This is a genomic window from Bacillus sp. WC2507 (assembly GCF_052656125.1).
In genome coordinates this window covers 1,592,393-1,614,544 of record NZ_JBQXPN010000001.1, presented here as the reverse complement: position 1 = coordinate 1,614,544, position 22,152 = coordinate 1,592,393, and the positions used below count along the sequence as shown (strand labels likewise).

Annotated in this window: 26 protein-coding genes, 1 pseudogene and 1 riboswitch; of the genes and pseudogenes, 12 read left to right on the top strand and 15 right to left on the bottom strand. The window is 36.1% G+C overall.

What is annotated here, in order from left to right:
* Nucleotides 1–11: 11 nt before the first annotated feature.
* From deoB to spoIIM, 6 genes are all read right to left on the bottom strand, one after another.
* A complete protein-coding gene (deoB, locus tag ACUN28_RS08710) occupies nt 12–1,196 on the bottom strand; it encodes a phosphopentomutase (protein WP_016086424.1) in 1,185 nt (394 codons plus the stop codon).
* A gap of 400 nt (nt 1,197–1,596) precedes the next feature.
* The gene (locus tag ACUN28_RS08705) at nt 1,597–2,337 is read right to left on the bottom strand and encodes a FixH family protein (protein WP_080117870.1); all 741 of its coding nucleotides are present in this window, start codon (nt 2,335–2,337) and stop codon (nt 1,597–1,599) included.
* A gap of 146 nt (nt 2,338–2,483) precedes the next feature.
* On the bottom strand, nt 2,484–3,374 hold the full coding sequence (gene xerD, locus ACUN28_RS08700; RefSeq protein ID WP_016086422.1) for a site-specific tyrosine recombinase XerD: 891 nt from the start codon (nt 3,372–3,374) through the stop codon (nt 2,484–2,486).
* A gap of 6 nt (nt 3,375–3,380) precedes the next feature.
* Nucleotides 3,381–3,611 carry a YqzK family protein gene (locus ACUN28_RS08695; RefSeq protein ID WP_016086421.1) on the bottom strand — a complete coding sequence of 77 codons (231 nt, stop codon included), beginning with the start codon at nt 3,609–3,611 and terminating at the stop codon, nt 3,381–3,383.
* Between the two features lie 103 nt (nt 3,612–3,714).
* Complete coding sequence (gene fur / locus ACUN28_RS08690; protein ID WP_000392657.1) at nt 3,715–4,170, bottom strand: ferric iron uptake transcriptional regulator; 456 nt, start codon at nt 4,168–4,170, stop codon at nt 3,715–3,717.
* 106 nt (nt 4,171–4,276) lie between these two features.
* Nucleotides 4,277–4,894 (bottom strand): stage II sporulation protein M, encoded by a 618-nt coding sequence (gene spoIIM, locus ACUN28_RS08685; RefSeq protein WP_223261012.1) that lies wholly within the window; start codon nt 4,892–4,894, stop codon nt 4,277–4,279.
* Between the two features lie 155 nt (nt 4,895–5,049).
* Between spoIIM and ACUN28_RS08680 the strand changes: the two genes are divergently transcribed.
* Nucleotides 5,050–5,601: a GNAT family N-acetyltransferase gene (locus tag ACUN28_RS08680; protein WP_000803488.1), complete on the top strand. Its 552-nt coding sequence runs from the start codon at nt 5,050–5,052 to the stop codon at nt 5,599–5,601.
* 24 nt (nt 5,602–5,625) lie between these two features.
* Here the strand turns inward: ACUN28_RS08680 and ACUN28_RS08675 are convergent, their stop codons facing one another.
* Nucleotides 5,626–6,165, bottom strand: a complete 540-nt coding sequence (locus tag ACUN28_RS08675) for an NUDIX domain-containing protein (RefSeq protein WP_016086419.1) — start codon at nt 6,163–6,165, stop codon at nt 5,626–5,628.
* A gap of 74 nt (nt 6,166–6,239) precedes the next feature.
* Between ACUN28_RS08675 and mciZ the strand changes: the two genes are divergently transcribed.
* A complete protein-coding gene (mciZ, locus tag ACUN28_RS08670; protein WP_000870296.1) occupies nt 6,240–6,374 on the top strand; it encodes a Z-ring formation inhibitor MciZ in 135 nt (44 codons plus the stop codon).
* 132 nt (nt 6,375–6,506) lie between these two features.
* Complete coding sequence (gene lolS, locus ACUN28_RS08665) at nt 6,507–7,421, top strand: aldo/keto reductase (protein WP_016086418.1); 915 nt, start codon at nt 6,507–6,509, stop codon at nt 7,419–7,421.
* Nucleotides 7,422–7,450: 29 nt separating this feature from the next.
* Here the strand turns inward: lolS and ACUN28_RS08660 are convergent, their stop codons facing one another.
* The 3 genes from ACUN28_RS08660 to ACUN28_RS08650 form a co-directional block, all read right to left on the bottom strand.
* Nucleotides 7,451–8,278 carry an aldo/keto reductase gene (locus ACUN28_RS08660; RefSeq protein ID WP_016086417.1) on the bottom strand — a complete coding sequence of 276 codons (828 nt, stop codon included), beginning with the start codon at nt 8,276–8,278 and terminating at the stop codon, nt 7,451–7,453.
* A gap of 281 nt (nt 8,279–8,559) precedes the next feature.
* Nucleotides 8,560–9,084: a GrpB family protein gene (locus ACUN28_RS08655; RefSeq protein WP_016086416.1), complete on the bottom strand. Its 525-nt coding sequence runs from the start codon at nt 9,082–9,084 to the stop codon at nt 8,560–8,562.
* 68 nt (nt 9,085–9,152) lie between these two features.
* Nucleotides 9,153–9,416: a YqkE family protein gene (locus ACUN28_RS08650; protein ID WP_016086415.1), complete on the bottom strand. Its 264-nt coding sequence runs from the start codon at nt 9,414–9,416 to the stop codon at nt 9,153–9,155.
* A gap of 203 nt (nt 9,417–9,619) precedes the next feature.
* Between ACUN28_RS08650 and ACUN28_RS08645 the strand changes: the two genes are divergently transcribed.
* Nucleotides 9,620–11,209, top strand: coding sequence for a bifunctional metallophosphatase/5'-nucleotidase (locus ACUN28_RS08645; protein ID WP_016086414.1), 1,590 nt, complete (start codon nt 9,620–9,622; stop codon nt 11,207–11,209).
* A 128-nt stretch (nt 11,210–11,337) separates the two neighbouring features.
* Here the strand turns inward: ACUN28_RS08645 and ACUN28_RS08640 are convergent, their stop codons facing one another.
* Entirely contained in the window at nt 11,338–11,814 is a 477-nt protein-coding gene (locus ACUN28_RS08640) for a ribbon-helix-helix domain-containing protein (protein WP_016086413.1), read from the bottom strand.
* Between the two features lie 122 nt (nt 11,815–11,936).
* Here ACUN28_RS08640 and ACUN28_RS08635 point away from each other — a divergent pair, with 122 nt between their 5' ends.
* Nucleotides 11,937–12,938, top strand: a complete 1,002-nt coding sequence (locus ACUN28_RS08635) for an alpha/beta fold hydrolase (protein ID WP_445423373.1) — start codon at nt 11,937–11,939, stop codon at nt 12,936–12,938.
* A gap of 128 nt (nt 12,939–13,066) precedes the next feature.
* Entirely contained in the window at nt 13,067–14,386 is a 1,320-nt protein-coding gene (locus tag ACUN28_RS08630) for a Na+/H+ antiporter family protein (RefSeq protein WP_016086411.1), read from the top strand.
* 23 nt (nt 14,387–14,409) lie between these two features.
* Here the strand turns inward: ACUN28_RS08630 and ACUN28_RS08625 are convergent, their stop codons facing one another.
* Both ACUN28_RS08625 and ACUN28_RS08620 read right to left on the bottom strand, forming a co-directional pair.
* Nucleotides 14,410–15,273, bottom strand: coding sequence for a LacI family DNA-binding transcriptional regulator (locus ACUN28_RS08625; RefSeq protein ID WP_016086410.1), 864 nt, complete (start codon nt 15,271–15,273; stop codon nt 14,410–14,412).
* A 99-nt stretch (nt 15,274–15,372) separates the two neighbouring features.
* A complete protein-coding gene (locus tag ACUN28_RS08620) occupies nt 15,373–15,855 on the bottom strand; it encodes a GNAT family N-acetyltransferase (RefSeq protein WP_016086409.1) in 483 nt (160 codons plus the stop codon).
* 81 nt (nt 15,856–15,936) lie between these two features.
* On the opposite strand from ACUN28_RS08620, the gene ACUN28_RS08615 reads away from it, so the two are divergent.
* Nucleotides 15,937–16,860, top strand: a complete 924-nt coding sequence (locus ACUN28_RS08615) for an alpha/beta hydrolase (RefSeq protein ID WP_016086408.1) — start codon at nt 15,937–15,939, stop codon at nt 16,858–16,860.
* 11 nt (nt 16,861–16,871) lie between these two features.
* Here the strand turns inward: ACUN28_RS08615 and ACUN28_RS08610 are convergent, their stop codons facing one another.
* A complete protein-coding gene (locus ACUN28_RS08610; RefSeq protein ID WP_016086407.1) occupies nt 16,872–17,117 on the bottom strand; it encodes a DUF2552 family protein in 246 nt (81 codons plus the stop codon).
* 288 nt (nt 17,118–17,405) lie between these two features.
* Between ACUN28_RS08610 and ACUN28_RS08605 the strand changes: the two genes are divergently transcribed.
* From ACUN28_RS08605 to ribH, 5 genes are all read left to right on the top strand, one after another.
* Entirely contained in the window at nt 17,406–17,612 is a 207-nt protein-coding gene (locus tag ACUN28_RS08605; RefSeq protein WP_001151582.1) for a CDGSH iron-sulfur domain-containing protein, read from the top strand.
* A gap of 190 nt (nt 17,613–17,802) precedes the next feature.
* Nucleotides 17,803–17,946: riboswitch (FMN riboswitch) on the top strand.
* Between the two features lie 307 nt (nt 17,947–18,253).
* On the top strand, nt 18,254–19,339 hold the full coding sequence (gene ribD, locus ACUN28_RS08600) for a bifunctional diaminohydroxyphosphoribosylaminopyrimidine deaminase/5-amino-6-(5-phosphoribosylamino)uracil reductase RibD (RefSeq protein WP_445423372.1): 1,086 nt from the start codon (nt 18,254–18,256) through the stop codon (nt 19,337–19,339).
* Nucleotides 19,321–19,965: a riboflavin synthase subunit alpha gene (gene ribE / locus ACUN28_RS08595; protein ID WP_016086405.1), complete on the top strand. Its 645-nt coding sequence runs from the start codon at nt 19,321–19,323 to the stop codon at nt 19,963–19,965. Before ribD ends, ribE begins: the two co-directional genes overlap by 19 nt.
* Nucleotides 19,966–19,977: 12 nt before the next feature.
* Nucleotides 19,978–21,171, top strand: a complete 1,194-nt coding sequence (gene ribBA, locus ACUN28_RS08590; protein WP_016086404.1) for a bifunctional 3,4-dihydroxy-2-butanone 4-phosphate synthase/GTP cyclohydrolase II — start codon at nt 19,978–19,980, stop codon at nt 21,169–21,171.
* Nucleotides 21,172–21,189: 18 nt separating this feature from the next.
* A complete protein-coding gene (gene ribH / locus ACUN28_RS08585) occupies nt 21,190–21,651 on the top strand; it encodes a 6,7-dimethyl-8-ribityllumazine synthase (RefSeq protein WP_016136807.1) in 462 nt (153 codons plus the stop codon).
* Nucleotides 21,652–21,685: 34 nt separating this feature from the next.
* On the opposite strand, the pseudogene ACUN28_RS08580 reads toward ribH, so the two are convergent.
* Nucleotides 21,686–22,000 (bottom strand): annotated as a pseudogene (locus ACUN28_RS08580) (hypothetical protein); the annotation flags it as partial.
* Nucleotides 22,001–22,152: the final 152 nt, after the last annotated feature.

The following is a 22,152-nucleotide window of genomic DNA, read 5'->3' as shown; positions in this document are numbered from 1 at the left end:
TGTTTATCCCCCTATTTCTTTAGCTCGTTTAAGAAGCTTGTTCCGTATTCTGGCATTTTCACACCGAAGTTTTCTGCTACAGTTGCACCAATATCAGCAAATGTTTGGCGAAGTGATAATTCTTGTCCGCCATCTTTCATGCTTGGGCTATATGCTAATAACGGTACATATTCACGTGTATGATCAGTACCGTGGTGAACTGGATCATTACCATGGTCTGCTGTAATTAATAATAAATCATCTTCTTTTAGTTTTTCGAATACTTCTGGAAGACGAGCATCATACTCTTGCAGAGCTTCTCCGTATCCTTGTGGATCACGGCGGTGCCCAAATAGTGCATCAAAGTCGACTAAGTTTAAGAAGCTAAGACCTGTAAAGTCCATATTTAATGTATCTACAAGTTTATCCATTCCATCCATGTTAGACTTCGTACGAAGCGATTCAGTTACCCCTTCACCATCATAAATGTCAGAGATTTTACCGATAGCAATTACATCGTAGTCACTATCTTTTAATTCATTCATTACCGTACGGCCAAATGGTTTTAATGCATAATCATGACGGTTTGGTGTACGTGTAAAGTTTCCAGGCTCACCAACGAATGGACGAGCGATAACGCGACCTACCATGTACTTCTCATCTAACGTTAATTCACGTGCAATTTTACAAATTTTATATAACTCATCAAGCGGCACCACTTCTTCGTGTGCTGCGATTTGCAGAACGCTATCAGCAGAAGTGTAAACAATTAAAGAGCCTGTTTCCATTTGTTCTTGACCAAGTTCATCAAGAATCTCAGTTCCAGAAGCTGGTTTATTACCGATGATTTTACGGCCTGTTTTTTCTTCTAATTCATCAAGTAATTCTTTTGGGAATCCTTCTGGGAACACTTGAAATGGTGTATCAATGTAAAGCCCCATAATTTCCCAGTGACCTGTCATTGTATCTTTACCAGTAGATTTTTCTTGCATTTTTGTATAATATCCAAGTGGTTTTTCTACTTTAGAGATGCCTTTCATTTCACGAATGTTACCAAGACCTAATTTCACCATGTTAGGCATTTGTAACCCATTCATATGTTCAGCAATGTGACCAATTGTGTCCGATCCTAAATCACCAAATTGTTCAGCATCTGGTGCTTCACCGATTCCAACAGAGTCCATTACGACTAGGAATATACGTTTATATTTATTCATAACTGCGACCTCCTATAAGTTCAGTTCTACTTCTTGTAGTATGTTCAAAACGCTATAAAGTGAAACTGTTCTCCATAAGAATTATCTTTCGTTCTCATTATCAAACAGTACTTCTTTAAATGACTCTCTAACCTATTTCGTTTCTTTTGAAACGCCTCAAAAACATTTCTAGTTTTTTCTAAGTCAGATGTCAGACATCTGATACTGATATCATAACATGTTTACGCTTTCTTTTTAATACATTTTCGTAGAATTTCTCATTTTCTTCACACTTCTATTGTAATCCATTATGCAAAGAAGTGCTAATTATTTTATGATTTATTTCTTCATATAAAATGAAACTTTCATTAGCCCACAAATAGCGAGATAAAAATAAAAAGCAGCTCTAAAGAGCTACTTTTTATTTTACTTCTACTGTTTCTTCTTTATGTTCATGCAGTTCACCTTTTTTAACATGAACTTTCACTTTGTAAGAACCGTTTTCTTTGAAAGTATGTTTCGTTTCATACTCTCCTTTATTTCCTTCTTTCGCTGGAATAAATTCGTGCTTTTCAACACCATCTTTCCAAATCTCAAGTTGTACTTCAGCACCAGTTAACGCTTCTTCTTTTTGTTTTAAATGAACTTTCATTGTTGATTCTGCATTTGCTTTTATGTCACCAGCCATAAGGTGGATCATTGTATCGCTTTTATGATCGCCGTGCCCTGCACCGTGATCACTATTTTCTTTTTTCACATCTTCTACTTTCGCATTTCCTACAGCGACTTTCACTTCTGGCATAACATGCATTTCACGCGCATTTGTGTGAGCGATAATATGATATACTCCATCCGTTTCAAACGTTTTCTCTACAGCATAAACACCTTTTCCTTTATGCTTCCCATCTAACATCTCGCGCTTTTCTTCGCCAGCTTTCCAAATTTCGAACTTTACATCATCAGCATCCGTTACCTTTTCTTTTCCTTGTGTAACAAGTGCTTGTACTTCTGTTTTTTCACCAGGTTTAATTTCTTTCGGATTTGTTTGAACTGCTACTTTTACAGCTTCCAGTTTCTGTTCTTTTTTCGGTTCTTCTTTGTTTGTATTACAGCCAGCCAATGCTAGCATCGCGATAAATAAAGTCATAATAAGTTTTTTCATCATCATTTCCTCCTTTGTACTTTATTTAGTATAGAGGAAATACATTGTAATATTCTAGTCTTCTGCTGAAAACAATGTACGAAATGTTTGTGAAGTTTCTGTGAAGTACTATAGCCTTTTGAATCTATGAAAAAAGAGCATAGTGACTATGCTCTCGGATGAAACTGTTTATATACATCTTTTAATCTAGCTTTTGAAACATGCGTATAAATTTGCGTCGTTGAAATATCTGCATGTCCAAGCATTTCTTGCACAGCGCGCAAGTCTGCTCCATTTTCTAATAAATGCGTAGCAAAAGAATGGCGCAACGTATGAGGTGTAAGCTCTTTTTCAATATTTGCTTCTTTCGCCAATCGTTTTAAAATTTTCCAAAAACCTTGTCTTGATAATCGATTCCCATGATGGTTTAAAAAGAGTGCATCTACTACTTTTTTACCCATCAATTCTCTTCTTCCCTTTTCAATATACTTTTGAATCGCTTCCGTCGCTAAACTTCCTAATGGAATAATTCTTTCTTTATTCCCTTTCCCTATGCAACGAACAAATCCCATCGTTAAATGTACATCTTCTAAATTTAAGGCAATTAATTCTGAAACACGAAGTCCCGTTGCATACAGTAACTCTAGCATCGCTTTATCACGAACCCCAAAAGCACTCGTCATTTTCGGTGTCTGAAGTAACGCCTCTACTTCATCGACTGATAATACTTTCGGTAATTTCCGTTCTCCTTGTGGCGTTTCAATATGTACGGATGGATCGTGCTCTACCGCTCGTTCACGAAGTAAAAATTGATGAAACGAACGAATCGATGCGATATGACGCGCTAATGTTTTCGAAGATTTTCCGTTTTCTTTTAAGTGCTGCAGAAAATTAACAATGTGCAAGCGTGTCACTTCATGAAAACTTTTCGCTTGTTCTACATTTTGCAAATACTTTACATAACTTTTTAAATCACGTTCATAAGATATAACTGTATTTTTCGCTAGCCCTTTTTCGACAACCATATAATGAATAAAATCTTTTAATTGATCTTCCAATCTACACTACTCCCCATTTTCATAGAAAAACTTCATTCTATTTACGAAAGCATCCTTTGCCGGCTCTTCATTCCCTGATACTTTTTCTACAGTCTCTTCTTTTGGCTTTTCATAACGATGATAGCTTTCATATTCTTCATTTATCCATAGTATAGCGAAATAAAACAAAATCGTACAACTTGTAAATAATAAAAATACTTTTATTCCATCAAAAGTTAATTTTAAAGCTCGGCGCATTGTAAATTCCTCCAAAATATAAGTTATTACAACATATGCCAAGCTTTCACCAATTTATACCTTATTCAAATAAAAAACCTCTTCCTAGATAAATAGGAAAAGGTTATTTTTCATCCGTTTCATTTTCTTGACAATTTTTACAAATCCCATGGAATGTTAAACGATGATCTTTCACCTTAAAGCTCCAGTCACGTTCTACTTTCCTTTCCACTTCACCAAGTAAATCTTCTTGTATTTCTTGTACAGCACCACATTGTGTACAAATCAAATGATGGTGGAAACGCTGCGCACCTTCTTGGCGTAAGTCATAGCGTGAAACACCGTCTCCGAAGTTAATCTTATCGACAACTTTTAACTCAGATAATAGTTCTAAAGTTCGATAGACGGTTGCTAATCCGATCTCTGGCGACTTTTCTTTTACAAGGAGGTAAACATCTTCTGCGCTTAAATGATCTTCTTCATTTTCTAGCAGCACACGAACTGTTGCTTCACGTTGCGGTGTTAATTTGTAGCTCGCTGCATGTAATTGCTTCTTAATTCGTTCAATTCTTTCTTCCATTCGGTACTACTCCCTCCTCGCCACTCTTACACCATTATATCAGAAGAAGGGCTTCTGTCAAAAGAAAAACAATAAAAACAAATTGATAATCATTCTCAAAAAGTATTTATTGTTTATTAATAGCCTCAACGACTTCTTTCATTAAAACTGGTGATGCATAAGCTTCTACACTAGAAGCAAGAGCTAACACCGCTCCAATTACAAGAAAGAAGCATGTATAACGAATTAATAATGGTAATAGCGGCTCGGTTATTTTCCGGATAAATTGATGCCTAATCATGCGTAAGGAAAAGCTTGCGGCAATTGTTGTCATAACGAGAAATACTGGAATGATAATGAGATTTTGTGGCAATACAGAAACGAATGCTAGTAATAATCCATTCCATCCATGCTGACTTACTAAAAAACCTACTGTAAATCCGACAACTACTCCTTTTACAAATAATAAAATAAAAATAAGTGGCAATCCAATAATTGAAATCCCCAAAATCCAAATAAATCCAATGTATTTTAATTGCGAAAAGTAACTTTCTCGAAACATTTCGCCTGCAATAGCAAATTCTCCTTTAGAAACTTGTCCAAAAAAACGTTGTAAATAAAATGATAAATCTTGTTTTTGATTTAATTGTAAACTATTTACAAGAATCGCCCCAAATATTACTCCCATCAATAATAAAACAGCGTTAAATATATATAATGAAGAGTTTTCCTGTATGTGAGACATTACGCGGTCTTGCCAAGTTTTTCGCCACATTTTTCTTCCCTCCGTTCACACTCTTACTAAAAATGTATGAAAGAAAGAAAAAAGTATGACGAATTAACATTGAAATTCCGCTCTACTTTGCTAAACTAAAAAGTAGAGAATAGGAGGGATTTCTCTTGAAACCATTATTATTAGATTTTCCAACATTATTTCAAACTGAACGCTTACAAGTTCGTAAGCCATTTCCAGGTGATGGTGCAGAAGTGTATGAAGCAATCCAAGCTTCTCTAGAAGACTTAGTACCGTGGATGCCAATTAACGCTGAAACAGAAGAAAGTGCTGAAGAAATCGTTCGTAACGCTCACGGACAGTTTTTACTTCGTGAAACACTTGATTTTCACTTATACGATAAAGTATCTGGTACATTCATCGGAGCTATAACGCTCAAGCCTGAAAATTGGGATATTCCAAAGTTTTCACTTCACTTCTGGCTGCATAGCGCTTATACAAAACAAGGCTATATGACTGAAGCAATTAAAGGTGCCATTCAATTTGCCTTTGATAAGCTAAGTGCTAGAAGAATTGAAATTCGTATTGATGCAACAAATACAAATGCATGTAACCTAGCAGAACGTTTAGAATTTATTCTAGAAGGTACAATGGAAAATGATTTCATAGCACCAGATGGTAGCTTACGTGATGCACGCGTATACGCAAAAATCAATTAAAAAACACTCGCCTTTGGCGAGTGTTTATTTTTGTAGTTGTAAATATTGTACTGCAAACATCGTTTTCGCATCATGAATACGAAGATCTTTCATAAGAGTAGTCGCTTCTTCTAACGATACTTCCATCAATTCCACAAACTCATCTTCATCTAACTCGGCTTTATTTTCTTTTTTCGTCAAACCTGTCGCTTTATATACATATAAAATTTCATCTGCAAATCCTGGAGATGTATAGAAAGAAGTAATAAACTCCATATTTTCACATACATATCCTGTTTCCTCTTCTAATTCACGAACTGCTGTCACCTCAGGTTTTTCGCCAGGTTCTAACTTGCCGGCCGGAATTTCTATAATCGCCTTTTCAAGCGCTTTACGATACTGCTCAACAAGCACAATTTTCCCCTCATCAGTAATAGCAATAATAGCAACTGCACCAGGGTGATTTACAATTTCACGTTTACTCATTGCTCCATTTGGTAATACTACATCATCAACACGAACTTTTATAACTCTACCATCAAAAATTGGCTCAGTTTTTACTGTTCTCTCTGCAAGATTACTCATACTACTTCATCTCCCTGTTCTATTTCCTATTCTTTCCTCATACATTTTACCACATTGAAAGGAGCGTGATAGAAATGAAAGTTTATATTTTACCAAATCGCGTCACTTTAGTCGGAAAAGCATGGCAAATTCGCCATAAGCTAAAACAATATGGCAAAGAGTATACAACTGTACAAGAGTGGATTACAGCAAATAAAGTGAAACATTAATCGGATTGGCCCGTCCCCCTCTAATTATTAGCCATATCAATCGAACTTTTATGGGGAGTAAATGTGGGATTGAAAGTAAACGTTTGTCAACCTCTTTTCCCTCTCGTACAATAAAGATAAGGAGGTTGACCTATGAAAAAACGTCAATTAGGAAACTCAGATTTGTTTGTTACAGAAATGGGCCTTGGCTGCATGTCTCTCGGTACATCTGAAACAGAAGCTATGCGTATTATCGATGAAGCAATCGATTTAGGAATCAATTTTTTTGATACAGCGGATTTATATGATTATGGATTAAACGAAGAATTTGTTGGAAAAGCCTTAAAAGGGAAACGAGACCAAATTGTTCTTACAACGAAGGTTGGAAATCGATGGACAGAAGAAAAAAATGGCTGGTCTTGGGATCCTTCTAAGAATTACATAAAGGCTGAAGTGAAAGAAAGTTTACGTAGACTTCAAACTGATTATATTGATCTTTATCAACTTCACGGCGGGACGATTGAAGATCCTATAGATGAAACAATTGAAGCCTTTGAAGAATTAAAAAAAGAAGGTATCATTCGCCATTACGGTATTTCTTCTATACGTCCAAATGTCATCCGTGAGTATGCAAAACGTTCAAATATCGTTAGTGTACTAATGGAATATAGCCTTTTAAATCGTCGCCCCGAAGAATGGTTCCCGCTTCTTAATGAACATCAAATTAGCGTCATTGCTCGCGGACCACTTGCAAAAGGAATTCTAACTGACAAGAATGCAAGAAAGATAGAAAGAGTAAAAGAAAAGGATTACCTTTCTTATTCTTACGATGAATTATATGCGACACTGGCCAGTGTAAAAGAAATAATCGGAGAAAGCTCTTTAACAGGAACAGCTATTCAATATTGCTTACATAACGAAACTGTTGCAGCTGTTATACCTGGTGCAAGCTCTATTCAACAATTGCAGGAAAATGTACAGGCTAGTAAACAAACACAGTTAACAACAGCAGAATATATACAACTTCAGCAAATTGCTAAATGTGATACCTATGCTTTACATCGTTAAAAAGACGCTACCAGTATGGTAGCGTCTTTTTATAGCGTATCATATTTATCAGGATTCGTTCCTACATGTAAATTACGATTTAACGTATTAATTTGAGTCATCTCTTCTTCCGTTAGTGAAAAATCAAAGATAGTAAAATTCTCTTTAATACGGGATGGTGTAACAGATTTAGGAATCGTCACTACCCCGCTCTGAATATCCCATCTTAATATAACTTGCGCAGGTGTTTTATCATATTTGGTAGCAATGGCCTGAATAATCGGGTGCTGAAATACTTCCCCGCCTCTCATTAATGGGCTCCATGCTTCCATTTGAATTTGCTCACCTTGACAGAAATTACGCAATTCAAATTGCGCTAACATCGGATGAAGTTCCACTTGGTTGACCATCGGCTTCACTTTACAATTTGGTAATAACAGTTCTAAATGATGTTTATGAAAATTAGAAACACCAATCGCGCGCACTTTACCTTCTTCATACAGTTTTTCTAACGCTCGGTACGTATCGACATACTTCCCTCTTATTGGCCAATGTATTAAATATAAATCTACATAGTCCATTTGTAATTTCTTTAAGCTTTTTTCAAACGCCTCAAGTGTTTCCTCGTATCCTTGATCGTCGTTCCAAACTTTTGTTGTAATAAATATGTCTTCTCTCGGAATCCCTGATTCACGAACCGCTTCTCCGACACCGCTTTCATTTTCATATACAGTTGCTGTATCAATCGAACGGTATCCAACTTCTAACGCTGTTTTTACTGCTTGTTTTACTTCGTCCCCTTCTTTCGCTTTATAAACGCCTAGACCAATCATCGGCATTTTTACGCCATTATGAAGTGTAGTTGTTGGAATGTGCACAGTCGTCTCCCTTTCATTCTTACATTTTTTTATAAGCCACCACTTTATTTCAACAAGATTCAACCAAAAAGTCAAAACATATGTACAGTTTACATAATAAAGTGAAACTTTAATCAGTGGGGGTTTTCTTCATCCCCCACTGATTATTAGTTGAACCAATCGGACTTTTATGGGCAGTTGATCCCCCACCTAACTTCTTTGCTTTCGCTGCATTTTGAGGTGGGGGTCTTACTGCCCATTAAAGTCGGATAAATTTATACACCTTAAAAAATAATGCGAACTCATTCATTCACGTTATTTTCTATCCATTCTTTCGCTTTTTCATCAACACTACGCACAAACTCATTTTTTCCTTCCGTATATAACGTGCCATCATATGTATATTTTTCGGCTAATTCTTTCTTTAAGGTTGCATATGCCTCTGCTTCTTCACAATGAGCCATCATATAATCACGAAACGCTAAATGCCTTACTATCTCAGGATTTCCTTTTTCAAACACGTGTAAGTGATACGAGCGCTTTTCCTCCGTTCCATGAATAAAATAACGACGTCTTGAAATACCGTTTTCCCCTTTTACGATGTAACCAAGCTCTTTAAAACGTTCATTCCAATGATCTACTCTGTCGATACTCTCTACTTCCATAATCATATCTATAATTGGTTTTGCTGCCAGTCCTGGCACTGACGTGCTTCCAATATGATGGACTTTCACCATTTCTGGCATCGCCGATTTTAATCTTTCGGCCTCTATTTGAAATTTTTCGTTCCAATGATTTTCATGCGGAACGACTACAATTTTCCTCATTTAAACTCCCCTTTTCTTACAAGCTCGTCAAAAAAATGATCAGCGGTATTCACTGATCATTTTTTATATTATTTAAAGTCTTTCCAAGTAAGGCTACTTTCACTTAACAGTTCTTCAAATGATTTATTCTTTTCACGTTCTTTTTGTTCTTGGCGCTTTCTTTCCAGTTCAGCTGCCTCTTTTTCCTCTTCTCTCACTTGCAATTCTTTCTTCTTATTCTTTAATTGCTGCATGAGTGAATCATTTAATTGATCACCTAATGTAAGCGACTCTTTCTCTAGTTTATTCACTTGCGATTGTCTTTGCATTTGTCTTTGTTTCTTTTTCTTCATGCTACTCACCTTTTACTTTTTTCTCCATTATAGTAGATACACAATGAACTCGACAATAAAAAAGGCTCTTTACTCTATTATTCATCTTTTGTAAATATGTTAATTTTTCGAAAAAACTAAATTTTTATATGGATATAATCCTATGAATCTATTAAAATTATGTCGTATGATGTCAGATTATAAAAAAAAAGGAGAAATGAATTATGTGGAAAAAAATCATTCCTGCTGTTGCCGTTTTAAGCACCATTACTTTTTCAAGCGTATTTGCCGCTCCCCCATCTCAGACTCCAGCTGAACAAAACCGCTACATAGACGTACAAATGCTTGGTATTAATGATTTTCATGGACAACTAGATACTGTTAAAAAAATTAATAACAAAGAAGCTGGTGGCGCTGATTACTTAGCTACTTATTTAAAAGAACGTAAAAAGCAAAACCCTAATACACTTCTCGTACATGCTGGCGATATTGTCGGAGCTAGTCCACCAGTTTCAGCGTTATTACAAGACGAACCAACGATTGAATTTTTAAATGACTTAAAATTCGATGTTGGTACAATCGGAAACCATGAATTTGATGAAGGTATTGATGAAATGCGCCGACTTATTTATGGTGGTTACCATGAAAAAACAGGCAATTTCAAAGGCGCAAACTTCCCTTATGTCGCTGCAAATTTCTATAACAAATCAACTGGTCGCTTATTTTTACCACCATTTACTGTAAAAATGGTTGATGGTGTTCCTGTAGGATTCATTGGAGTTGTTACAACTGATACACCAAATGTCGTTATGCCTACCATGCTTAAAAATGTACAGATCACTGACGAAGTAGAAGCAATTAATAAATCCGCGCAGCAATTAAAGCGTCTCGGTGTTAAATCCATCGTCGTCCTTGCCCATGTCGGCGGAACAACTGATGATTCTGGCGTGACAAATGGAGACCTTACTCGAATTGCAAATGAAACAGATCCGGAAGTTGATGTTATTTTCGGTGGGCATAGTCACACATATGTAAATGGTACTGTAAATAATAAACTAATCGTCCAAGCGAACTCTTATGGAACAGCTTTCTCAGACGTAGATGTAACAATTGATCGTAAAACAAAAGATATTGTAAAGAAAAAAGCTGAAGTGATTACAACATATCATGAAGGTGTAGAGCCTGATAAACAAGTAAAACAAAAACTAGATCAATATAAAGAAAAAATCGCACCACTTGTAAATGAAGTTGTAGGAAAATCTACAGCACCTATCGACCGTAAACAAAATGATGCTGGTGAATCTACTCTTGGGAATGTAATTGCCGACGCACAGCGTCAAACGATGCAAGCTCAAATCGCACTTATGAATCCTGGTGGTATTCGTAATGACTTAGATGCTGGCGATATTACATGGGGCGAATTATACGGCATTCAACCTTTCGGAAACCAATTGATTAAGGTAGATTTAACAGGCCAAGATATTCGCGACATTTTAAATCAGCAATGGCAAAAAGGAACGACGAGAATGCTTCAAATTTCAGGTATTCAATATACGTGGGATGCAAATAAACCAAACGGTGAAAAAGTTACAAATATACGTTTAACAAACGGCGAAGAGTTATCTTCATCTAAAACGTATAGCGTAGTGGCAAATGCCTTCTTAGCTTCTGGCGGTGATGGATTCGTATCATTTAAAAATGGTAAAAATGCAGAAACTGGTCCAAACGACTTTGAAGCGCTAGTCGATTACGTAAAACAATTAAAAGAACCTATTCAGCCAATTATTGATGGTAGAATTCAAAAAATAAATTAAGTACGCTCAGAATAAACAATCTTAATTTTTCATCTTAAAAAATACACACGGACCTTTTATTTTATCCGTAATATATGTGAAACCTAAAAAGGATACTCGTTCTTACAATGAACATAGTATCCTTTTCTTTAGTTATCAAAATGTGATGTTTTATTAAAATCATATTGTTGTAAAAATTGTTGTAACGCCTCTTCTACAAGTTTAGACTTTTGAATTCCTTTTGATTCTGATATAACGTCTAATTTTGCTAATATTTCTTTATTAATAGAAAAAGTACGTTTCTTTTTTTCTGTACTTATACTCATAATTGGCGCGCTTACTTCTTCTCTTTTTCTTAATAATTCATAAATGCTTTGTAATTGCTCATAAATTAATAATTGATAATCTGTTTTCTCATGTTGAAGGGCGGTCGCTTCTTGGAGTTGTAAGTGACGTGGTTCTTCTCCATCTCCTACAAAAATACGTTTCTTCTGCTCTCCGTCATATTCATATCCAATTAATCTTAATTTCTTCGATAGTGTATATGGACTTATTTCAAGGCGTTTCGCTATAATAGCGATGGATTCACGTCTATTTAAACAATCTATAATTTCTCCAATCGTCACAATCTCCCCTCCTCCCGTATTGAAATGAAACTAGTATGGTATGTTACAATGATTTTCTAACAGTATATGCAAAACGAATAGCCTGTGCGATTCATACGATTTCAGAAAAGGAGGGTTTCAATATGCTTTTTCGTAGCTATACCCCACAGTTCTATAATGAAAATAAACAACTCATTCCTAATAGTGTCGCTACGATGGAAAGCGTTATGATTAATAATCGAAAACAAACTCTCCTTATACGCGGTCAAAACGTAGAGCAGCCTATTTTATTATGTTGTCACGGCGGACCTGGTATGGCACAAATCGGATTTATTCGTCATTTTCAAAAAGAATTGGAGAAACACTTTATCGTTATTAATTGGGATCAGCGCGGGGCAGGTAAATCCTTTTCAATGAAAGATTTCGGGGCAAATTTTACAATCGAACAATTCGTTTCCGATGCAAAAGAAGTTATTCAATATGTACTTAAAAAATTCAATAAACAAAAACTATTTCTTGCTGGTCATTCTTGGGGGAGTATTATTGGGCTTAACATAGCACATCGATATCCAAAGTATATCGAAGCTTACATTGGTATTGGACAAATTGTACATATGAAACAAAATGAAGAACTACTATATCAACATTTAATTAGCTCTGCCAAAAAACATGATCATAAAAAAGCATTAGCTTCCCTTTTAAAATTAGGTAAACCACCATTTTTAGATACGAGACGTCTCATTATTCAAAGAAAGTGGCTTGGCACATTCGGGGGTGCAATTCAAAATGGATCTTCCTTTTCTTTCATACGAAAAGGCTTCTTTTCTCCTGAATATACGCTATTAGATTGGTTCAAATTTCTCGCAGGAAACTTAAAATCTGGTGTTTTATGGGAAGAAATGCTGACAATTGATTTCTTTTCTTCTATTTCAAGTTTATCTACTCCAGTTTATTTTTGTTCTGGTCGTTATGATTATCAAACTCCTTATGCACTCGTTCAAGAATATTGTGATGTTATGGAAGCACCCATAAAAAAAATGATTTGGTTCCCAAATTCAGCACATTCTCCTGATTTAGAAGAACCAGAACTATTTGCTAATTCTTTACAATCAATTAAACAAGAGCTAGCTTTTCAGCATTCGTAACAAAAGGCTCTTTTACATTTCATAGAAAACATTTTATAATAATATGTCGCAACTATGTATAAATATAGCAAAGTGCTTCATATTTACTTGCCTTAACACAATAAAAATTTAGGGAGATTACATTTATTATGAACGCTGTACTCGTCGCAGTAGCAGTTATGCTATTGCTTAGTTTGTTACGTGTCCAGGTCATTGTCGCCATCATTGTTGGAGCTTTAACAGGCGGAATTATCGGCGGACTCGGTATTTCAGAAACTATTAATACTTTTACAACTGGTCTTGGTAACAGTGCTCCAATCGCTTTAAGTTATGCAATGCTTGGCGGTTTCGCTATTTCCCTTTCCAAAACAGGACTTCCAGATGCCATGATTCAAACTGCATTAAAATGGATTGGCAATGAACAAGACACGAAAAAACAAGTTTATTCTAAAATACTTATTTTATTCATCATTTTAACGATGGCTTGTTTCTCACAAAATGTGATTCCTGTTCATATCGCTTTCATCCCCATCTTAATTCCAGCACTTTTAAAAGTATTAAATGAGCTGAAAGTGGATCGCAGACTTGTTACATGTATTATTACATTCGGATTGATTACTCCTTATATGTGGATTCCAGCAGGGTTCGGAAAAATTTATCATGATGTATTGCAAACAAATGCTGCGCAAAGCGGTCTTACATTTGATGTCGCGCTTATTCCAAAAGCAATGACTATTCCAGCAATCGGTATGATTATCGGATTATGTGTAGCGGTATTCATTACGTACCGAAAACCTCGTACGTATGAAACAGAACAAATTCATACTACTGCAAATGAAATCGTTCCCTATACAAAACGGAGCATTACTTTCGGATTATTATCTATCATAGCCACATTAACTGTTCAATTAGCAACAGAATCAATGATTTTCGGTGCTTTAGCGGGGATTATCGTTTTATCAGTAAGTGGTAGTCTACCACTTAAAGAAGCAGATGCGATATTAACAAGCGGAATGCGTATGATGTCCTTTATCGGTTTTGTTATGATTGCTGCCGCTGGATTTGGCGCTGTTCTTCGAAAAACAGGACATGTTGAATCTCTCGTGCAAACGAGTGCACATATAATCGGAAATAACAAACCACTCGCTGCATTTCTTATGCTTATTATTGGACTTCTCGTTACGATGGGAATTGGTTCATCCTTTTCAACCATTCCTATCTTAACAACAATTTTTGTACCTCTTTGCATGCAGCTTGGATTTAGTCCAATGGCCACAATTGCAATTATCGGTACAGCCGGAGCGCTAGGTGATGCCGGATCTCCAGCGTCAGATAGTACACTTGGACCAACATCAGGTTTAAATGCTGATGGTCAACACCATCATATATGGGATACATGTGTACCGACTTTTCTGCATTATAATATACCGTTACTTATATTCGGCTTTATTGCCGCAATTACATTATAAAAGGTGCGTTTTATACGCACCTTTTACTTTTTTATTTTTCCTTTTAATTGTTGAAAAGCTATTTTCCCATTATCTTCGACATAGCTTTCAATTGCCGGTAGTGATGGAGCTATCCATTCACACTCCATACTCCCATTCGGCCCAATAATTTTCAATTTATCTGGTATATGTATATTTAGAAATCTCGCTGACCGAATTAACTCAATAGCAATCTGATCACTTGAGGCTACAATTCCATCTATATACGGATTTTTTTGCAATAATGTAATAAACTGTTTATTCGTATACCCTTGTACACATACTTCTCGATAAGAGATTCCTTCCTCCCAAACAGCGTCTAAAAATCCTGATATGTGCTCTTCCATTTCTTCACTATCTTCTCCCTCATCGAAATAAGCAAGAAAGTGACAGCCTTTCTCTTTTAATACAGAAACCGCCCTTTGTCCACTTTCATAATGATTTGCATAGGATTTTTTTTCATCAATCACAACAAACGGAAGTGAAATTTCTCCTATACTTTTAAAGACTGATCTTGTCACAATAACACCTGCAACGTTATTTTCTTTCAACATATGTATGTATCTATCTTTATTCTCTATATTACAAACAATGATTTGATATCCTTCTTTATACGCTATTTCCTCAATACAATGTAGCAAAGTGATGTTTGATAGGTCATATAAATTATCTACAAGTAATGCAATTATCGTTGAATTTTGTTTAAACAATGGCTTTGTTGCACTATTTGGCCTATAACGTAATTCCTCAATTGCTTCCTTTACTTGTTTTACTGTGTCCTCATGAACGTATCCTTTTTCATTAATAACTCGTGAAACGGTTGCGACTGAAACACCTGCCAATTTTGCAACATCACGTATAGTTGCCACATCGTCACCCCTTAATATGGTAATAGATTACAATTTTACGGTAACCTAAATTACAATTTTCGTCAAGATTAATAACTTATATTTCTGGAAATTGTTACATCAATTCGTTAAGTGATACCCCAACTGAATTTCATGTACAATTGGAATATTATCATATCCGATACGTGGAATTTCTTTCTTTATTTTTCGCGCCTCTTCCACTGCATTCACATATAAATTGGTCATCATAAAGTTCCGTTTTTGGTAAAAGCGTAAAGCGTTCATATTATCATTTGTTGTAATGAGCCATACCTCCTTGCACTGTTTCTCTTTTGCAACTTGTAATACACAGTCCACAAGTTTCGTCCCTATTCCTTTTCTTTCTTCAAAGCTATCTAACGATACAATTTCGCACATATTTCCGGTTATTTCATACGTTATGATTCCGATTATTCTGTCATCTAAGAGCGCAACAAATCCTGGCAATTCTTCTAACTGATGCCCCTTACCACGTGAAACCATCAATGAACTCCCCCAGTTCTCACACATGAACATTCGAATTGTTTCTTTCATCGCTGGCGTAATTTTTTGTATATGCACCATTTCCTATTTCTCCCCTTTTCTATCATTGTGATACAATGTAAGTGTATCACATGTAACGGTATTTGGAGGATGAGGTAAAGTATGAAACGTTTTTTTGCAGCATTGTTTACTATACTAGGTGCAATAACTGCCCTTGGGATTTTCTTTACAAATAAAGTGATGTACTTAAAGAAAAAAACAGAGGAAGAAGTACTCGAAAGAGAAACGAAAAAACATTTTCGTATAGAGGATTTTGATGCTCTTCATAAAGAAGAAATTCATATTCCTTCGCAATTTGGATATGATCTTCACGGATATTACATTCCTGCTGGTCATTCCAATAAGTTTATGATTTTTTGTCACGGCGTAACTGTAAATAAAATGAACTCTGTAAAATATGCAAGGTTATTTTTAAACAGAGGATATAATGTCGTTATTTATGATCATCGTCGTCATGGTAAAACTGGCGGAAAAACAACAAGCTATGGATACTATGAAAAACATGATTTAAAATCTGTAGTTGACTGGCTAAAAAGTCGTTTTGGAACAAATATAACACTCGGTATTCATGGTGAATCTATGGGCGCTGCAACACTTCTTCAATATGCAGGACTTGTAGAAGATGGTGCTGATTTCTATATTGCAGATTGTCCTTTTTCTGATTTCTACGGGCAATTACAACACCGTTTAAAGGTTGAATTCCATTTACCTAAATGGCCTTTATTACCTTTAGCAAATGCTTTTTTAAAAGTACGTGACGGTTATACGATTCGTGAAGTTTCACCAATCGATTGTATAAAAAACATTCAAAATCCCGTCCTCTTTATTCATAGTAAAGATGATGATTATATTTTAGCTGATATGACGAAAGCACTATATGAAGCAAAAGAAAACAATAAACAACTTTATATTGCAGAACGCGGCGCACACGCTTGCTCTTATAATGAAAATAAAGAAGAGTATGAAGCAGCCGTTGATCAATTTTTAAAATCATATGTAAAAGAAACAAAAAACAGGCTTGCATAAGCCTGTTTTTTTTATTGCGCTAAAACGTCTGTAACTTGTTCCATGTTTTCAGAAATCCATTGCACTGCTTCATCCAGTGTTGGAAATTCTGTCGTTTGAAATGTTACTTCATCTTGAAGTAACCAAACATCCTTTGCCTCTTGCCCTACACCTGCAATGGACCAATGTAACAAACTATATGGATGATTATCATTCAAAAATGATGCCCACGTGCGCTCATTTGCAATGTTTCGTAATGTATGTAATTGTTTATCCATCTCTCGTCACCTTACTCTAGTCAGTTATAAAAAACATTATAACACTCTCTTCTCTTTCAAACAAAGTGCTCTTTTTGCCCCGCTATTTGCGGGCAGTAAAACTCCCACCTCAAAATTCGGCTGAAACAAAGAAGTTAGGTGGGAGATTAACTGCCCCTAAAAGCCCGATTGGTTCAACTAATAATCAGCGGGGGATACCTCCCCCATTGATTAAAGTTTCACTTTATATTGTCAAGCACTTCTCTTGATTATATGATGGAATTAAGCGTTTGGGAAGGAGGGATAACGTTGGCAAAAGTACAAATTAAAGTAAATGATAATGGCTCTTTTCGCGTTACAGGGGACGTGGAATTAGTCGATTCACAAGGGAATGTATTCCCAGCAAAACCGGCATTTTCTTTATGCCGTTGTGGTTTATCAAAAAATATGCCTTATTGCGATGCTTCGCATAAAGGTAAATTCGAGTCTGTTGTTAGAGCACCAGAGGCAGAATAATTTAACATGTGACATGCACATTTTTTTGTGCATGTTTTTTCTTTTTAGTAACTCCGTTATATCCCTTCTCCTTACAACATTTCTAATACTTTTGTCTCCATTCCAGCCTACATATATTTTCACACAATTCTTCACATTCGAATATTTTTTTCTAGCCTTTTATTTTTTTTGTGCTATAATTTGAGCAAACAACATCCTTCGGGGTCGGGTGAAATTCCCAACCGGCGGTGATGAAGTGCAAACTTCTAAGTCCGTGACCCGTTTTCAACTTGAAAACGGTGGATCTAGTGAAACTCTAGGGCCGACAGTATAGTCTGGATGGGAGAAGGATATGTTTCTAGTTTTTTATATAGTGAATACACTTTTATTTCAGTATGCATATTTTTAAAGGTTCATTTTGATTCTTTATATATGTTTAGTTTTCTATACTCATTTTTTTATACTGAAATAAAAAGAGACAACTAGCGTTTGAAAAATTCGATATTTTGCTAGGCTTTTTCCTTATGCAGAAATATCAATTATCGTTAGGTTTCTTTCCTATGCTTTCGTATTCAAACTATATTTCTAGAAATCACGTCTCCCAAACCCCAAGGATATTAAATCCTTGGGGTTTTTTGATTTTTTTAGGAGAGGTGAAGAGAATGACAGATCAAGAATATATGAGGATTGCCTTGCAGTTAGCAGAAGGGACATCTGGGCAAACAAGCCCAAATCCTATGGTTGGTGCTGTTGTTATAAAAGATGGAAACATCGTCGGTATGGGCGCCCATTTACGTGCTGGTGAAGGACACGCAGAAGTTCACGCCCTTCATATGGCTGGTGAGAAGGCAAAAGGAGCTACCGTTTATGTAACTCTTGAACCTTGTAGCCATTTTGGAAAAACACCACCTTGCTGTGAATTGCTCATCAAAAAAGGAGTCAAACGGGTTGTAATTGCTACTCTTGATTGCAATCCTCTCGTTTCTGGTAATGGAAAAAGGAGATTAGAAGAAGCTGGTATCGAAGTAACTACCGGTGTTCTTGAAGCAGAAGCAGTTTTATTAAATCGTTACTTTTTTCACTACATGAAAACGAAACGCCCATTTGTAACAATAAAAACAGCGATGAGCTTAGATGGAAAAACAGCAACTGTAACTGGTGAAAGTAAGTGGATTACAGGGGAAGAAGCACGAGCTGATGTTCACCAATATCGCCATACACATGATGCGATTCTCGTTGGAGTGAATACGGTTATCGCTGATAATCCACATTTAACGACAAGAATTCCAAATGGGGGGAAACATCCTATTCGCGTTATTTTAGATAACCATTTACGAACGCCACCATCTTCTCATGTCATAACAGATGGTTTAGCACCGACATGGATTATTGTCGGTAAGGATGTAAATAAAGAGAAAATAGCTTCTTATGAATCTGAAAATATAGCTATTTTCCAAATGAAAACGAAGCAAATTGAAATCCAAGATCTCTTACACTTACTTGGCGAAAAACAAATCCTTTCTCTTTTCGTCGAAGGTGGTCAAACAGTTCATGCGAGTTTCTTACAAACAAAGTATTTCAATGAAATTGTGACTTATATAAGCCCAAAATTAATTGGCGGAAATGGTTTTTCAAAATTACAAGATGCACTTTCCTTGGAAATTCAAGAGATGAAACAAATTGGCGATGATATAAAAATCGTTGCGAATGCCCGAAGTGAGGTGACGGAATGTTTACAGGAATTGTAGAAGAATTAGGAACGATTGCAAACATGCAACAAAGCGGAGAATCGATGAAGTTAACGATCCATGCAAATAAAATTTTATCAGATGTTCACTTAGGTGACAGTATCGCGGTTAACGGTATTTGCTTAACTGTAACGAGTTTCACAACAACTTCATTCACAGTGGATGCAATGCCCGAAACGATGCAATCAACATCCCTTCGCATGCTTAAACCGCACTGTAAAGTAAATTTAGAGCGAGCAATGGCTGCAAACGGACGATTCGGTGGACATTTCGTTTCAGGACATATCGATGGCATCGGAACGATATTAAACAAAAAACAACATTATAATGCCCTCTATTACAAAATAGCTATTTCTGATGAATTGCTACGCTATTGTTTGCATAAAGGGTCCGTCGCTGTTGATGGAACGAGTTTAACAATATTTGATATAGACGAATCTTCCATTACAATTTCACTCATCCCGCACACAGTAAGTGAATCTGTTATCGGAGAAAAGAATGCCGGTGACATCGTAAACATTGAGTGTGACATGATTGGTAAATACATCGAACGCTTTATTTCTAAACCTGTAAAACGAACAGGTTCAATGAGCGAAAGCTTTTTACAAGAAAACGGATTTCTATAAGGGGGAAGCATGATGTTTCATCGTATTGAAGAAGCTCTAGAAGATTTAAAACAAGGAAAAGTCGTTATTGTATGTGATGATGAAAACCGTGAAAATGAAGGCGATTTTATCGCTTTAGCAGAGTATATTACGCCAGAAACAATTAACTTTATGATTACACATGGACGTGGTCTCGTTTGTGTACCGATTACGGAAGGGTACGCAGAACGTCTACAATTAGAACCAATGGTAGCTCATAATACAGATTCGCATCATACTGCATTTACAGTGAGTATTGATCATGTTTCTACAACAACAGGGATTAGTGCCCACGAACGTGCAACTACGATACAAGAATTATTAAATCCTGCATCAAAAGGTGCTGATTTCAATCGTCCTGGACATATCTTTCCATTAATTGCGAAAGAAGGCGGTGTCCTGCGCCGTGCTGGTCATACAGAAGCTGCTGTCGATTTAGCACAGCTTTGCGGAGCAGAACCAGCTGGAGTTATTTGCGAAATTATTAATGAGGACGGTACGATGGCACGCGTACCTGATTTAATACAGTGCGCAAAACAATTTGATATAAAAATGATTACAATAGAAGATTTAATTGCTTATCGCCGCCACCATGAAACATTAGTGACGCGAGAAGTGGAAATTACATTACCTACAGATTTCGGTACTTTCCATGCAATTGGCTATTCTAATTCATTGGATTCGAAAGAGCATATCGCACTCGTAAAAGGTGATATTTCAACAGGAGAGCCTGTACTTGTACGCGTTCATTCAGAATGTTTAACAGGAGATGTATTTGGCTCGTGCCGCTGTGATTGCGGACCACAACTCCATGCTGCACTGGCTCAAATTGAGCGTGAAGGCAAAGGCGTTCTTCTTTATATGAGACAAGAAGGACGAGGTATTGGGCTTCTTAATAAGCTTCGCGCTTATAAGTTACAAGAAGAAGGCTTCGATACTGTAGAAGCAAATGAAAAGCTTGGATTCCCAGCTGATTTGCGTGATTACGGTATTGGCGCTCAAATTTTAAAAGATTTAGGTTTACAACATTTACGATTATTAACGAATAACCCGCGAAAAATTGCTGGCTTACAAGGTTACGATTTAGAAGTAATCGAGCGTGTACCATTGCAAATGCCAACAAAAGAAGAGAATAAAACGTATTTACAAACGAAAGTAAACAAATTAGGACATTTACTAAACTTATAATTAAGGGAGAGATTTATTATGGTATTCGAAGGTCATTTAGTTGGTACAGGATTAAAAGTTGGGGTTGTTGTTGGACGTTTTAATGAATTTATTACAAGTAAGTTACTTGGCGGCGCTTTAGACGGATTAAAGCGTCACGGTGTAGAAGATACTGATATCGATGTTGCTTGGGTTCCTGGCGCATTTGAAATTCCTTTAATCGCTAAAAAAATGGCTAATAGCGGGAAGTATGATGCTGTTATTACGTTAGGTACTGTAATTCGCGGTGCTACAACACATTACGATTACGTTTGTAACGAAGTAGCAAAAGGTGTTGCATCTTTATCACTTCAAACAGACATACCAGTTATTTTCGGTGTATTAACGACAGAAACAATTGAACAAGCGATTGAACGCGCGGGCACGAAAGCTGGTAATAAAGGCTATGAATCCGCAGTTGCTGCGATTGAAATGGCTCACTTATCAAAACAATGGGCATAAAAAAATAAAAAGAGGCTGCGGCCTCTTTTTTATTTTTTACTTTTTTCCGTACATCTTTTATTAATTCATCCATTGTTTTTCCTTCTGTTTGTATACGAAGCGTTTGTGCTGTTCTCCATACATTCTCTCTTTTTTTCGCTTCTTCTATAATAGTAATTTCTTTTCGTACTTCCTTTAAATCTTTCCCTTCTGTTTTCAATCCAAAATGTTCAGCTTTCGTTCGAAAATGTTGTTCAATTCGTTGTTGCATCTCTTTTTGCTCAGGATTTTCGGTGGCCTTAACTGGATCAGCACTTATTGCTTTTAGTAAAATTAGACAAGTCATAATCGCTAATATATATTTGTGCATGTAAAATCCTCCAACCCAATATAAATTACATATTTACTATGTACAATTGGGGCTTGGAAAATTCGTCCACCAAAACTCTTTTTCCGCTCAAAAACCAATAGTATCAAACGTTCACAACTATTTATTACATTTTATTTACAAAAAAAGCAAAC